This window comes from Bradyrhizobium prioriisuperbiae, assembly GCF_032397745.1.
GTDB lineage: Bacteria > Pseudomonadota > Alphaproteobacteria > Rhizobiales > Xanthobacteraceae > Bradyrhizobium_A > Bradyrhizobium_A prioriisuperbiae.
This window is the reverse complement of sequence record NZ_CP135921.1, coordinates 2,549,941-2,564,063: the sequence shown is the minus strand read 5'-3', so window position 1 is coordinate 2,564,063 and position 14,123 is coordinate 2,549,941. Positions and strand designations below refer to the sequence as shown.

11 protein-coding genes are annotated in these 14,123 nt (G+C 63.9%); 2 read left to right on the top strand and 9 right to left on the bottom strand.

All coding sequences use genetic code 11. The annotated features are described in order from the left end of the window. Positions 1 to 2: 2 nt before the first annotated feature. Complete coding sequence (pcaF, locus tag RS897_RS12065) at positions 3 to 1,211, bottom strand: 3-oxoadipyl-CoA thiolase (RefSeq protein WP_315836782.1); 1,209 nt, start codon at positions 1,209 to 1,211, stop codon at positions 3 to 5. Between the two features lie 232 nt (positions 1,212 to 1,443). Here pcaF and mutS point away from each other — a divergent pair, with 232 nt between their 5' ends. Together mutS and RS897_RS12055 are read left to right on the top strand one after the other, a co-directional pair. Next, positions 1,444 to 4,176 carry a DNA mismatch repair protein MutS gene (gene mutS, locus RS897_RS12060; RefSeq protein WP_315836781.1) on the top strand — a complete coding sequence of 911 codons (2,733 nt, stop codon included), beginning with the start codon at positions 1,444 to 1,446 and terminating at the stop codon, positions 4,174 to 4,176. Between the two features lie 20 nt (positions 4,177 to 4,196). Further along, complete coding sequence (locus RS897_RS12055) at positions 4,197 to 4,544, top strand: DUF3088 domain-containing protein (RefSeq protein ID WP_315838604.1); 348 nt, start codon at positions 4,197 to 4,199, stop codon at positions 4,542 to 4,544. A gap of 56 nt (positions 4,545 to 4,600) precedes the next feature. Here RS897_RS12055 and RS897_RS12050 read toward each other — a convergent pair whose 3' ends face one another. From RS897_RS12050 to rsfS, 8 genes are all read right to left on the bottom strand, one after another. Beyond that, on the bottom strand, positions 4,601 to 6,397 hold the full coding sequence (locus RS897_RS12050; RefSeq protein WP_315831529.1) for an IS1634 family transposase: 1,797 nt from the start codon (positions 6,395 to 6,397) through the stop codon (positions 4,601 to 4,603). 344 nt (positions 6,398 to 6,741) lie between these two features. Then, positions 6,742 to 7,242, bottom strand: coding sequence for an RNA pyrophosphohydrolase (locus RS897_RS12045; RefSeq protein WP_315836780.1), 501 nt, complete (start codon positions 7,240 to 7,242; stop codon positions 6,742 to 6,744). 70 nt (positions 7,243 to 7,312) lie between these two features. Then, positions 7,313 to 8,536, bottom strand: a complete 1,224-nt coding sequence (locus tag RS897_RS12040; protein WP_315836779.1) for a divergent polysaccharide deacetylase family protein — start codon at positions 8,534 to 8,536, stop codon at positions 7,313 to 7,315. 147 nt (positions 8,537 to 8,683) lie between these two features. Next, positions 8,684 to 10,042, bottom strand: a complete 1,359-nt coding sequence (locus tag RS897_RS12035) for a S41 family peptidase (protein WP_315836778.1) — start codon at positions 10,040 to 10,042, stop codon at positions 8,684 to 8,686. A 175-nt stretch (positions 10,043 to 10,217) separates the two neighbouring features. After that, positions 10,218 to 11,567 carry a S41 family peptidase gene (locus tag RS897_RS12030; protein WP_315836777.1) on the bottom strand — a complete coding sequence of 450 codons (1,350 nt, stop codon included), beginning with the start codon at positions 11,565 to 11,567 and terminating at the stop codon, positions 10,218 to 10,220. Next, positions 11,564 to 12,820, bottom strand: coding sequence for a murein hydrolase activator EnvC family protein (locus RS897_RS12025; protein WP_407654545.1), 1,257 nt, complete (start codon positions 12,818 to 12,820; stop codon positions 11,564 to 11,566). The genes RS897_RS12030 and RS897_RS12025 overlap by 4 nt, the downstream gene beginning before the upstream one ends. A 234-nt stretch (positions 12,821 to 13,054) precedes the next feature. After that, complete coding sequence (gene rlmH / locus RS897_RS12020; protein WP_315836775.1) at positions 13,055 to 13,537, bottom strand: 23S rRNA (pseudouridine(1915)-N(3))-methyltransferase RlmH; 483 nt, start codon at positions 13,535 to 13,537, stop codon at positions 13,055 to 13,057. 137 nt (positions 13,538 to 13,674) lie between these two features. Then, positions 13,675 to 14,031, bottom strand: a complete 357-nt coding sequence (rsfS, locus tag RS897_RS12015) for a ribosome silencing factor (protein WP_315838603.1) — start codon at positions 14,029 to 14,031, stop codon at positions 13,675 to 13,677. Between the last annotated feature and the right edge of the window lie 92 nt (positions 14,032 to 14,123).

Here is a 14,123-nt window from a genome sequence, read left to right as displayed (position 1 = left end):
GCTCAGTTCAGTTTTTCGATCGCTACCGACACGCCCTGGCCGACGCCGACGCACATGGTGGCCAGCGCATATTTGCCGCCGCGCTTTTCCAGGCCGTGGACGGCGGTCAGCACCAGGCGCGCACCGCTCATGCCGAGCGGATGACCCAGCGCAATGGCGCCGCCGTGCGGATTGATGAAATCAGCGTCTTCCTTGACGCCGAGCTGGCGCAGCACCGCGATTCCCTGCGACGCAAACGCTTCATTGAGCTCGATCAGGTCGAAATCGCTGATCTTCAGCCCGAGACGCTCCATCAGCTTGCGGGTGGCCGGCACCGGGCCGATGCCCATGATGCGCGGCGGCACGGCGCCGGAGGCGAGACCGAGAATGCGGGCGCGCGGCGTCAGGCCGTGTTTCTTCACCGCGGCTTCCGACGCCAGGATCATCGCAGCCGCGCCGTCATTGACGCCCGACGCATTGCCCGCCGTCACCGTGCCGGGATTGCGGAACGGCGTCTTCAGCTTGGACAAGCCTTCGAGGGTGGTTTCCGGGCGCGGATGCTCGTCCTTGTCGACGATGGTCGGGCCGGCCTTGCCGCCGGGGATCGTGACCGGGGTGATTTCCTCGGCGAAATAGCCCGCCGCGATGGCGGCACCGGCGCGCTGCTGGGAGCGGATCGCGAACGCATCCTGGTCCGCGCGCGACACCTGGAATTCTTCGGCCACGTTCTCGCCGGTCTCCGGCATCGAATCGACACCGTATTGCTGCTTCATCAGCGGATTGATGAAACGCCAGCCGATGGTGGTGTCGTAGGTTTCCGCCGATCGCTGGAATGCCTCGGTGGCCTTGCCCATCACGAACGGGGCGCGGGTCATGGATTCAACGCCGCCGGCAACGGCGAACTCGATCTCGCCGGCACGGATGGCGCGGCCCGCGGCGCCGACCGCGTCCAGACCCGAAGCGCAGAGGCGGTTGAGGGTCTGACCGGGAACCGTTTCGGGAAGACCCGCGAGCAGCAGCGCCATGCGCGCGACATTGCGGTTGTCTTCGCCGGCCTGGTTGGCGCAGCCGAAATACACTTCATCGACCTGCGACCAGTCGAGGTTGGGGTGCTTCGCCATCAGCGCCTTGATCGGGGTGGCGCCGAGGTCGTCCGCCCGCACCTTGGCCAGCGATCCGCCGAACCGGCCGATCGGCGTGCGCACGGCATCACACACAAAAACGTCACGCATGTCGAAAGCTCCCTGACAAATCGTTCGCCCGGCCCGCCGTTGCGGCAAGGCCCTTGGTTGGCCGAGTTTTAGAAAGTGGCGCGAAGGAAATCAAATGCTTGCTGCGCATAGTCAAATTGCCGCCTCTGCACTGGCTGCGGGTTTCACCGCCTGAACCAAGAAGCGGGGAAAACCCCGATAATTCCGGCGAATAGCGGGATCACGCCGGCAAACTTTGCTAGTTTGCGCCGCCATGACAATCCAATCCGCCGACCCCGCACAGCTCAACGCCGAACAGCCGCCCGAACCCGTCGGGCGCCTGACGCCGATGATGGAACAATATCTCGAGATCAAGGCCGCCCATCCCGGCCTGCTCCTGTTCTATCGCATGGGGGATTTCTACGAGCTGTTCTTCGATGACGCCGAGATCGCGTCGCAATCCCTCGGCATCATGCTGACCAAGCGCGGCAAGCATCTGGGGCAGGACATCCCGATGTGCGGCGTGCCGGTGGAGCGGTCCGACGACTATCTGCACCGCCTGATCGAAAAGGGCCATCGGGTCGCGGTCTGCGAGCAGATGGAAGATCCCGCCGCCGCGCGCAAACGCGGCAACAAGAGCGTGGTGCGCCGCGACGTGGTGCGGCTGGTCACTCCCGGCACCCTGACCGAAGACAATCTGCTCGACGCCCGCGCCAACAATTATCTGCTGGCAATCGCGCGTGCTCGTTCCTCGGCGCCGGGCGGCGACCGCATCGGCCTGTCCTGGATCGACATCTCGACCGCGGAATTCATTGTCACCGAATGCAGTCTGGCTGAACTCAGCGCCACACTGGCGCGGATCAACCCCAACGAGGTGATCGTCACCGACGCGCTCTACAGCGATGCAGAACTCGGCCCGCTGCTGCGCGCGCTGCCGGCGGTGACGCCGCTGACCCGCGACGTGTTCGACAGCGCCACCGCCGAGCGGCGCCTGTGCGATTATTTCGCGGTCGCCACCATGGACGGCTTCGGCGCGATGTCGCGGCTGGAGGCCACCGCGGCCGCGGCCACGCTGACCTATATCGACCGCACACAAGTCGGCAAACGTCCGCCACTGTCGCCGCCGAGCCGCGAAGCCGCCGGCACCACACTGGCGATCGATTCCGCCACCCGCGCCAATCTCGAACTGACCCGCACCCTCGCCGGCGAACGGCGCGGCTCGCTGCTCGATGCGATCGACGCGACCGTCACCGCCGCCGGATCGCGGCTGCTGGCGCAGCGCCTCGCCGCACCGCTGACGGATGTCGTTGCCATCACGCGACGGCTCGATGCGGTCAGCGCGTTCGTTGCGGACGGCGCTGCAAGGGATGATATTCGCACAACGCTGAAGGCGGCTCCCGACATGTCGCGGGGGCTGGCGCGGCTGTCGGTCGGCCGCGGCGGTCCGCGCGATCTTGCCGGCCTGCGCGACGGCATCAGCGCCGCCGACCAGGCGCTGGCGATCTTCAGCCGCCTCAGCAACCCGCCGCCAGAGATTGCTTCGGCGATCGAAGCCTTGCAGCGACCATCGCGCGATCTCGCGCAGGAACTGGCGAACGCGCTGGACGAGCAATTGCCGCTGATGAAGCGCGACGGCGGTTTCGTTCGACCCGGATATGACACAGCCCTGGACGAGACCCGCGCACTGCGTGACGAATCGCGCCAGGTGGTCGCCACCATGCAGGCGCGTTATGCCGAGGAAACCGGCGTCAAGGCGCTGAAGATCCGGCACAACAATGTGCTGGGGTATTTCGTCGAGGTCACGGCCCAGCACGGCGACCGCCTGATGGCGCCGCCGCTCAATGCCCGCTTCATTCATCGCCAGACGCTTGCGGGCCAGGTGCGCTTCACCACCACCGAACTCGGCGAGGTCGAAGCCAAGATCGCCAATGCCGGCGAGCGCGCGCTCGGGCTCGAACTCGAGATCTTCGACCGGCTGAGCGCGCAGGTGATCGCGGCCGGCGACGATCTCCGCGCCGCGGCGCATGCGTTCGCGCTGCTGGATGTCGCCACTGCATTGGCCAAGCTCGCCATCGATCAGGATTATGCGCGCCCCGAGGTCGACACCTCATTGGCGTTTGCCATCGAAGGCGGCCGCCATCCGGTGGTGGAGCAGGCGCTGAAGCGCGACGGGCAGCCGTTCATCGCCAATGCCAGCAATCTGTCGCCGACACCGGGACAGGCCACGGGGCAGATCTGGCTGATCACCGGTCCGAACATGGCCGGTAAATCGACTTTCCTGCGCCAAAACGCATTGATTGCGCTGCTGGCGCAGATCGGCAGCTTCGTGCCGGCCAAACGCGCGCGCATCGGCGTGGTCGACCGGCTGTTCTCCCGTGTCGGCGCCGCCGATGACCTCGCGCGGGGACGTTCGACCTTCATGGTCGAGATGGTGGAAACGGCCGCGATCCTCAATCAGGCGGGCGAACGCGCACTGGTGATCTTGGACGAAATCGGCCGCGGCACCGCAACCTTCGACGGCCTGTCGATCGCCTGGGCCACCATCGAGCATCTGCACGAGACCAACCGCTGCCGCGCGCTGTTCGCCACCCATTATCATGAGCTGACCGCGCTCTCGGCACGGCTGCCGCGGCTGTTCAACGCCACCGTGCGGGTGAAGGAATGGCAGGGCGACGTGGTATTCCTGCACGAGGTGCTGCCGGGTGCCGCCGACCGCTCCTACGGCATCCAGGTGGCAAAGCTTGCGGGCCTGCCGCCGCCAGTGATCGCCCGCGCCAAGACCGTGCTGGCGAAACTCGAGGCTCAGGATCGCACATCCACAACGCGCGCGCTGGCCGACGACCTGCCATTGTTTGCCACGCCGTCACGGGCGGCGGCGGAGCCGGCACCGAAGGGGCCCGGCGATCTTCTGATCGAGGCGGTCAACGCGCTGCACCCCGACGAAATGTCGCCGCGCGACGCGTTGGATGCGCTTTATGCGCTGAAGAAGCAGGCGGAGGCGAAGTGACTGAGATCGCAACCACCGCCATGGTTCGCGATCGTCTTTTCCTGCTGCGGCCGGACTTTGTGGACCCGGCTTACCCGGGCCAGCGTTTCTATTGCTGGCACTGCGCCCTGCTTGAAGGTGTGCTTGCGTCCTTTCCTGCACTGCTGTCGAAAATCGACGTGCAGCGCATCGCGTGGCCCAAACCACGTCAATCGGTTATTGATGTGGTTGGAGAGCACAATCAATCAGTGCCTCTGCTGGTTTTGGCGGCCGACGCACCGGATGAACTCGCAACCGGTCGATATCAAGGACAACGCTTCGTCGACGACAAGGACGCCATCCTGGCGGTGCTGAGTCAGCGCCACGGAATACCTCACCCTCATCCCTAACCCGTCTTCGCGGATTGGCGGGTTTTTGAAGGGTCGACATCAGCCAGATCAATGGCTTAGCTCGAAAGGTCTTCACTACAGCGGCTGGCTTGGTTGACGGCGGCTGTGGTGATCCTGGGCGGCGGTTGCGGTGGCAGCCGGAGCTTCAGCCGATCAATCAGGAGCTGCAGTTCCGGTTCGGGATGGGTGTAGCGGGTGAGCAGGATCTCGCGCCCATCTGTGGTCGGCAGATGGACGTCGATCATCTGGATGGCGGCGAACTTTTCGAGCGCGCGACGTGCGGTCAAGCCCGATGCGAGGGCATGAAGCCGGCGCGTCAGCGTGACCTGCATGCAGTAGGCCAGGAAGGCGATGAAGATGTGGGCCTCGATCCGGACCTCGTCTTGATGGAACACCGGACGAATCGCCAGGTCGCCCTTGAGATTGCGGAACGCTTCTTCGACGGCAACGAGTTGGACGTAGTATTGCCAGAGCTGGGCGGGGTCATTGTCGGCGAGGTTGGTGCGCAGCAGATAACGGCCTTCGCGACGTCGGGTCTTTCTCAATCTGTTTCGATTGAGTGCGAAGCTGAAGCTCGGGCGCTGCTTGTCGATCTCGATATCGACCAGACGCCAGGCCGCCGGCGCTTTGGATCGCGCGCCGCCAAGCTTCATCAGCAATTCTTCGCGCGTGATCTCCATCGCATCGATTTGCCTGAGCCGTTTCCACAACCACTTCAGCTGCCGCCGGCGCATCGCGCGTTCCTTACTGATCCGATCGGCGCTTTGAGCGAAGACGTAGAGCTCACCGTCCTCGGACAACAATTTGACCTGCACGCCCTCCCGCGCGTCCTGCCAGGGCTTGTCCAGCAGATGCTTCTCCAGCCGGTTCAGGCGTCCCTTCGGCGTACCGACCAGATATTGCACTGGCGGATCGCTGTGGCGCATTTCGGCCAGCACGGCCTCGGTCGGCACGCCACGATCCATCACCCAGACCCGGCGCGCCTTGCCGTATTGCTGCTCGATCTTGGCAAGGAACATCCGCAGTGTCTTGTTGTCAGCGGTGTTGCCGGGCAGCACCTCGTAAGCCAACGGCAAGCCATCGGGCGTCACCACCAGCGCGATTACCACTTGCGGGCAATCCGGCCGCTTGTCGCGGCTGTAGCCGTGGCGGCGCTTGCTGCCTTCCGGCAAGTCCGATGCGTTGACCTCGAAGTAGCTGCTGGTCAGATCGTACAGCAGCACGTCGAAGTCGGCATTGAACAAATCGCGCCAACGCCCGACCAGATGCGAGAATAGCGCCTCCTTATGCGCGAGCAGCAGATCGTGGCAGGCATAGAGTTTGTGCTCTTCCGCGAGGCCGAAGTCTGCTCCCAGAAGATCGGCCATTGCGCTCTGACCGAACCATTGCCGATGCAGCCGCCACTCGCTGCCCGGCGCGATCAGCCGGTAGGTTGCCAGCACCTGCAGGATCTGGTCCCACCTCGTCTTCTTGCGGCTTGGCGGCAGCCGCTCTGCCCAGAACCAATCGAGCTGAAGCTCCTGCCACAACTGTCCGGCCAGCCAGCAGGCGCCCCATTGCCGCGGACGTCGAAGCTGCATCTCGGACAGGCGTAGCTGGACGATCGACGCATCGCCCGCGATCGCCTCGCATCGATCTTCCGGAAACAGCGACAACGTTCGCGCATGTCCGGCGTCTTCGTCGAGCACGTCGATCGCCTTGCGCCACGCCGCTGCCTGCGAGGAATTGATCTCACCGAGATACAGCACATGCCGCTGCACCACTCGCCCGTTATCGAGACGCTTGTTCTCGACAACGTTCCAGTAGCTGTGCGTCTTGCCGTTCTTCTTTCGCTCGGTGCGTCGCAGGAACATGGCGCTGCGAATCTATCCGCACCGTCACGTCATTGGGAATCCGGTAGGTCTTCACTACAGCCGTTTTCGGCCGATTCCGGACACCTCACCCTTTGCAGATCAAAGACTTAGCTCGCCAAAAAATCGCAAAATCGCGATTTTCCAGCGCGAATCCGCGAACTCGGGCTAACCGGTCTCAACGCACATCGCGCCGGGCTTTGGGGTGCGCCACGCCGCGTGGGCCGGAAACATCCCGAGCAACGCCATGATTCCGGTGACAAGAAAGATCGGCTGATGCGCCCGATTGAGCCCGGGTCGATCGATCCGTAAGTCTGGTGCAGGCTGCGAGCCGAAAAGTCGCTAAGTTATTTGCCCGCGAACTTCTCGAACTCCTGCACCACGCGCTCATAGACCTGCCGCTTGAACGGCACGATGAGCTCGGGAAGATTTTTCATCGGTTCCCAGCGCCATGACGTGAACTCGGGCTTGTGGCCGCCCGGGCTCGCGACATTGATTTCGCTGTCCTTGCCGGTGAAGCGCATGGCGTACCATTTCTGCTTCTGCCCGCGATAACGGCCTTTCCAGGCGCGCCCGGCGATGGTGCGCGGGATGTCATAGATCAGCCAGTCGGGCACCTCGGCAAGCTTCTCAACCGAGCGGGCGTTGGTTTCTTCATAGAGTTCGCGTTTGGCGGCGGCCCAGGTGTCTTCGCCGGGATCGACCCCGCCCTGCGGCATCTGCCAGACATGGACGTCGTCGACATGCTCGATGCCGCCGGCGCGCCGTCCGATGAATACCAGCCCTTTTTCGTTGATCAGCGTCACACCGACACAGGTTCGGTAGGGCAGATCATCGTAGTGCGCCATTCCCTCATAACCTCTTGCAGGTTGTTCTTGTTTGCAGGCTGTTCTTGTTCGTTGCGGCCGGGTGGGCTGGTCAGCTCGATTTTGATTTCAGCATTACCGTGGTCAACGGTACAAGCATAATCCCGCGACTTTCCAATGTCTTGGACCAATTGCCAATACGCTCGACGGAAATCGGCAAGGCCGAGGCGACGCCGATGGCGGTTCCCCGCTCCTTGGCGATGCTTTCCAGCTTCGCCAGCGCTCGGTCGATTTCCGGCGCCGTGGGCACCGCGTCGATGCTCGCATCCGCCTTGGCGAAAGGAAGCGCTGCGCTGTCGGCGGCTTGGGCCGCGACACTGCGTGCCGACGATCCATCATCGAGATAGGATAGTCCGCGCTTGGCCGCTTCCTTGACCACCAGCTGCATGGCTGGGTCCGAGGCGACAAAACGCCCGCCCATGAAATTGGCCAGCCCGACATAGCCCTGGATCCGGCTCAGGTGCCAGCTCAGGCGATCGAGGTTCTGTTCCGCCGCCAGCGAGGTCAGCAGGGTCTGCGGACCCGGATCGTTATCGGGATAATCGAATGGCTCCATCGGGACCTGCAGCAGCAGCTCATGCTTCTGCGCGCGGGCACGCTCCGCAAGCTTGGCGGGATCGGCGCCGTAAGGAGTGAACGCCAGCGTCACTGCTGCCGGCAGCTTGACGATGGCATCGGCCGTCTTCGATGCGCCGACCCCCAGTCCCTGCACTACGATCGCGATGCTCGGCATCTTCGCCGCTTTGGCGCGCTCGGCGTCGCTGCCGCCGGCGTAGGCCCGGAATGGCTTCAGCCCGTCGGCGATCACCGGGATCATGCCGTAACGCGAGCTTTCCAGCAGGCGCGGATTGATGCCAACGGCGACAGCCGTCGAGGGGGCGTCGCCATCGGTCTTGATATCGGTCTTGGCGGCATCGCCACCGCCCACCACCACGTCACGCCGCGCGCCGCTCGAGCCATCGATGATCGTGACGGTCTTCTGGCCGGCCGGCGGATCGGCCGCCTTGACCACGACGCCTGGTTCCTGTTTCGGAGCGCTGGCCACCGGGGGCGCGGCGGGGGTTTTGTCGCCCGGCAGCGCGCCGGGATCGTAGGTGACGCGGGCGACCGGCTCGCCGCCGAGCGGGTTGTCGTTGAACAGGGCGAAGCCCGCGAAAACCGCCAGAAACAGCGCAAGCCCGCTCGCGAGCGCCTGCGGCGCCGTCAGCGGGAGGCGGAAACGCGGCTTTCGCGCCGGACTTTGCCCCAGAGGTGCGCTCAAATCGTCGGTGGTCACGGCCGCAAAAATCCCGCGAATCAATGCGCCGACACTACCACGATCGCCAGCAAGGCTCGCTGCAAAGCCTTGCGGGAAAGGTCCTGAAATGAAAAGGGCGGCCCGAAGGCCGCCCTTTGATGATGTCTCGGTCCGGAGGCTTGGCGCTCAGTTGGCCGCCTTGGCGGGGACGCTGGATGGCGGTGCTGCGGTGTTGGAGGCATTGATGATGGCGCCGTGCAGCAGGTCGTCCGCGGCTTTCAGCGCCTTGTCGTCCTTGGTGTCCGGCGGCACGTAGGACTGCGATCCGGTCTCTTCCTGACCGTCTGCCCTGAGATGGCCGCGCAGCGAGGCTTCACCCCTGGTGTCGGTGCTCGCCTTCAAGTCGTCCGGCACGTCCTGCAACACTTCGATGTCCGGGACGATGCCCTTGGCCTGGATCGACCGGCCCGACGGCGTGAAATAGCGAGCCGTGGTCAGCAGCAGCCCGCCATTGTCCGCTCCGAGCGGGATGATGGTCTGCACCGAGCCCTTGCCGAACGAACGGGTGCCGAGCAGCGTCGCCCGCTTGTGGTCCTGCAGAGCGCCGGCGACGATCTCAGACGCCGAGGCCGATCCACCATTGATCAGTATGACCAGCGGCTTGCCCTTGATCAGATCAATCGCCTTCGCCCTCGCCGTGCGTCGTTGGGTTTCCTCGGCAGTGCGGCCGCGGGTCGAGACGATTTCGCCGCGCTGAAGGAACGCGTCGGAAACCGAGACCGCCTCCTCCAGCAAGCCGCCGGGATTGTTGCGCAGGTCGAGGATGAAGCCCTTGATCTTGCCGGAGCCGATCTGGCTGGTGAGATTGCTGATCTCGCGCTTCAGTCCTGTGGTGGTCTGCTCGTTGAAGCTCGTGATGCGGATGTAGCCGATGTCATCGGCTTCGATGTGCGCAAGAACCGAACGCACCCGGACATTCTCGCGGGCCAGCGTGACCTCGACCGGCTTGTCCTGGCCCGTGCGGGTGAGCTGCAGCTTGATCTTGCTGTCGATCGGGCCGCGCATCTTCTCGACCGCCTGATCGAGCGTGAGGCCTTTGGCGGCTTCGCCATTGATGGCCGTGATGACGTCGCTGGCGCGGATGCCGGCCTTCGCCGCAGGCGTCTCCTCGACCGTGTCCTCCATCAGCTTGACGATCTTGATCCGCCCATCTTCCATCGTCACCTCGATGCCGAGGCCGCCGAATTCGCCGCGATTCTGCACTTGTATGTCGCGGAAGCTCTTGGCGTCGAGATAGCTTGAATGCGGATCGAGGCCGGCCAGCATGCCGCTGATGGCCGCTTCGACCAGCTTGCTGTCGTCGGGTGTCTGGACATAGTCGCGGCGGATTCGCTCGAACACCTCGCCGAACAGATTGAGCTGGCGATAGGTATCGGACGGTGCGGCGTTCGTGTCCGACTCCGCCATTCCCGCGCGCGGCTGAGCGAGGAGGAGGGTCGTCGCCGCAACGGCCGCGATGCCGAAAGCCAGGGACATCTTGCGCATCTTCACGAGCCTTTCGCTTTCACGTGTGCCTCACCGAGCCCGGGTTGATCGGAGGAGGATCGCAGCAGTCGTCAGGATTGAGGCTGGCTGATGGCGTTGTCGGCAGGCTCGACGACAAACAAAAAGGGCGGCCCGCAGGCCGCCCTTTGATGTCTCGGTCCGACGAGCTTCGCGCTCAGTTGGCCGCCTTGGCAGCCGGCGTTGCGGGCGCCGGGGTCGCGGTGTTGGAGGCGTTGACCTTGATGCCATGCAGCAGGTCGTCAGCGGCCTTGAGGGCCTTGTCGTCCTTGGCATCCGGCGGGACGTAGGACTGCGATCCGGTCTCTTCCTGGCCTTCGGCCTTGAGATGGCCGCGCAGCGAGGCTTCGCCCTTGGTATCGGTGCGGGACTTCAGCTCATCCGGCACGTCCTGCAGCACCTCGATGTCCGGGGTGATGCCCTTGGCCTGGATCGACTTGCCCGACGGGGTGAAATAACGCGCGGTGGTCAGTCGCAGCGCGCCATTGCCCGAGCCGAGCGGGATGATGGTCTGCACCGATCCCTTGCCGAACGAACGGGTGCCGAGCAGCGTGGCCCGCTTGTGATCCTGCAGCGCGCCGGCGACGATCTCAGAGGCCGAGGCCGAGCCGCCGTTGATCAGCACGATCAGCGGCTTGCCCTTGATCAGATCGCCGGACTTGGCGGTGCGGCGCTGGGTTTCCTCGGCATTGCGGCCGCGGGTCGAAACAATTTCGCCACGCTCGAGGAAGGCGTCGGACACCGATACCGCCTCTTCCAGCAAGCCGCCGGGGTTGTTGCGCAGGTCGAGCACGAAGCCCTTGATCTTGTCGGCGCCGATCTGGTTGGTGAGATTGGTGATCTCGCGCTTCAGGCCTTCGGTGGTCTGCTCGTTGAAGGTGGTGATGCGGATGTAGGCGATGTCGTCGGCTTCGACGCGCGCGCGCACCGAGCGGACGCGGATGTTGTCGCGGGTCAGCGTCACTTCGATCGGCTTGTCCTGGCCCTTGCGGACGATCTTCAGCTTGATCTTGGTGTTGACCGGGCCACGCATCTTTTCGACGGCCTGGTTCAGGGTCAGGCCCTGCACGGCTTCGTCGTCGAGATTGGTGATGATGTCGTTGGCGAGGATGCCGGCTTTCGACGCCGGGGTTTCGTCGATCGGCGAAACCACCTTGATCAGGCCGTCTTCCATGGTGACTTCGATGCCGAGGCCGCCGAATTCGCCGCGGGTCTGCACCTGCATGTCGCGGAAGCTCTTGGCGTCCATGTAGCTGGAATGCGGATCCAGTCCGGTCAGCATGCCGCTGATTGCGGATTCGACCAGCTTGCTGTCATCCGGCTTCTCGACATAATCGCTGCGGACCCGCTCGAACACATCACCGAACAGATTGAGCTGGCGATAGGTATCGGATGAGGCCGCACGCGCGCTCGATCCCACCGTCACCGCGCGAGGCTGCGTGATGAAAAGGGTCGCCGCCGCACCTGCCGCTGCACTGAGAAGAACCAGAGAAGTCTTGCGCATCATCCGCGAACCTTTTCGCCTTCACTTGCGGCCCACCATGGACCTGGATCAATCGGAGTCCCATCCTTGCGGAACTCAACATAAAGTACGGGCTGACTGGAAGCAGTCGCCAGGATTGAAGCCACCTGAGACGTAGTCCCCATAGTCGCCACCGGCTCACCCGTTAACACGAACTGGCCGATGTTTACCGATATCCGCTCCATCCCAGCAATGAGTACATGATACCCGCCGCCGGCATTGAGGATCAAGAGTTGTCCGTAGCTCCGGAACGGCCCGGAATACACAACCCAACCATCACACGGGGTTGTGACCTGGGAGCCCGGTTTCGTTGCCAAAGAAATGCCTTTTTCCAGCCCCCCGGCGCCATCCGAGCCGCCAAAATCGCGCAGTTTGATGCCGTTGACCGGAAAGGAAAAAAGCCCCTTGGCCGCGGCAAAGGCGATGGCCGGGCTGAGCCGGCCCGGATCCTTCAGGGCGGCCAGATTGGGTTTACCATTAATACTCGCCGGCGCCCCCTGCAGGCTGGCGGCCGCAGCTGCCTTGGCCGCGGTTTTGAGGTCCCGTTCCATTTTGGCGATCAGGTCCTGCAGGGTCTCGACCTGCTTGGACAGGGTCGCCGCCCGGCCGCGCTCGGCCTCCATGTTGGTTTCCAGCGCGCTTTGCTGCTTTTGCCGCTCGTCGACCAGCGCCGCCAACTGGGTGCGGTCGGTCGTGAGCTTGTCGCGGTCGGTGGCCAGGCGGTCGCGCTCGTCGCCGATCGATTTGCGCAAGGCCACCAGTTCGCCGAGGTCCTTGACCAGGTCTTCGGCGCGGCTGCGCATCTCCGGCACCACGGCGCCGAGCAGCATGGCGGTGCGCAGGGATTGCAGCGCGTCTTCCGGTTTCACCAGCAGTGCCGGCGGGGCGCGCCGTCCGGCACGCTGCAGCGCCGCCAGCACTTCCACGATCTCGGATCGCCGCGAGTCCAGCGAGCTGCGGATGCGCTGCTCGCGGGCGTCCAGCGGACGCAGCCTTGTTTCGGTTTCGCCGATCTGGGTTTCGACGCCGCGCACCCGCGCGGCGATGTCGATCAGTTGCTGATTGAGCTTGCTGCGATCCTGCCCGATTGCGGCGGCATCGGCCTTGAGCTTCTGCTGCAGCTCCTCGGCGCTCTTCTGCTGGATGCGTGCGGCTTCCAGCTCCTGCGCGCGCTGCTTGATGGCGTCCTCGGTCGGTGCGTCGACAGCAGGCGCGGTGGCAGGCGTCTGCACGGCGATCTCAGCAGGTTTCTTGTCGGTCGGTTTTGCAGTGGTTTGTGCGGCGAGCGGGACCGGATAAGCGAGCGCGAAGCCGAGCGGCAGTACGAAAGCGAATCGGGTGGCTGCAAATCGAAGCGTGGCAAATCGAACAAAGCATGCAGACGCTGTCGCGTAAGGCGAGCTGTTCGATTGCACGTGAATCCGTCCCGTCCCGTTCACTCTGGCAAGTAATCTTGAACTATCTATCGTCTGTCACGCGCGATGGTAGGGGTGCCCTGCCAGAATCGTCGCGGCCCGATAAATCTGTTCCAGCAGCATGACCCGCACCATCTGATGCGGCCATGTTGCCGCCCCGAATGCGATCGTCAAATCAGCCTTGCGCCGCAATTCAGGCGAAAGTCCGTCCGCGCCGCCAATCATGAAAACGGTATTTGCGGCCTGGGCGTCGCGCCAGCTGCCCAAATGGCGGGCAAATGCGGAACTTTCAATGCTTTTGCCGCGCTCGTCGAGCGCCACCAGGGTGGATCTGTCGGGTGTCGCGGCCTGGATCGCCGCAGCTTCCTCGGCGATCCGGGTGGCTGTGTCGCGGGCCCGGCTTTCCGGAATTTCATGGATGTCGAGGCCGCGAAAGCCGAGCTTTCGTCCGGCGTCGTTGAAGCGCTCGCGATACCGGTCCGCAAGCTCACGTTCCGGACCCTGCTTCAGACGGCCGATGGAGACGACGAGAATCCGCATCCCCGATGATTATCCGCGAGCGACCCGATCTGCAAAGAGGCAAGCAGACACAAAATCACTCACGCCGTCATCGAGGGGACGTCCGGCAGCACTTGGCGCTACAAGACTTGGCTCTACAAGACTTGGCTCTACAAAACCTAGCTCTTGCGCGCCGCCTTCTCGCCCGCGGTCCACATCTTCTCGAGATTGTAGAATTCGCGGACTTCCGGTCTGAACACGTGAACGATCACATCACCGGAATCGATCAGCACCCAGTCGGAGTTTTGCATGCCTTCGACATGGACGCTTTTGATGCCGACTTCGCTGAGGCCCTTCATCACGTTCTCCGCGATCGCGCCGACGTGCCGGTTGGCCCGGCCCGAGGTCACGATCATGTAATCGGAGAGGGAGGATTTGCCGCGAAGGTCGATGGTGACCGTCTCTTCCGCCTTCATGTCTTCGAGACGGGAGAGGATCAGGTTCAAGGTCTCGTCGGCGTCTGGTCGCGCCTTCAGGACCGCAACGGGCACAGCTTGTTCTGAAGCCCGGGACAATACAGATGTGGTCAGGGACCATTCCTTTCACTGTATCGCGAGCGCCGAATCCT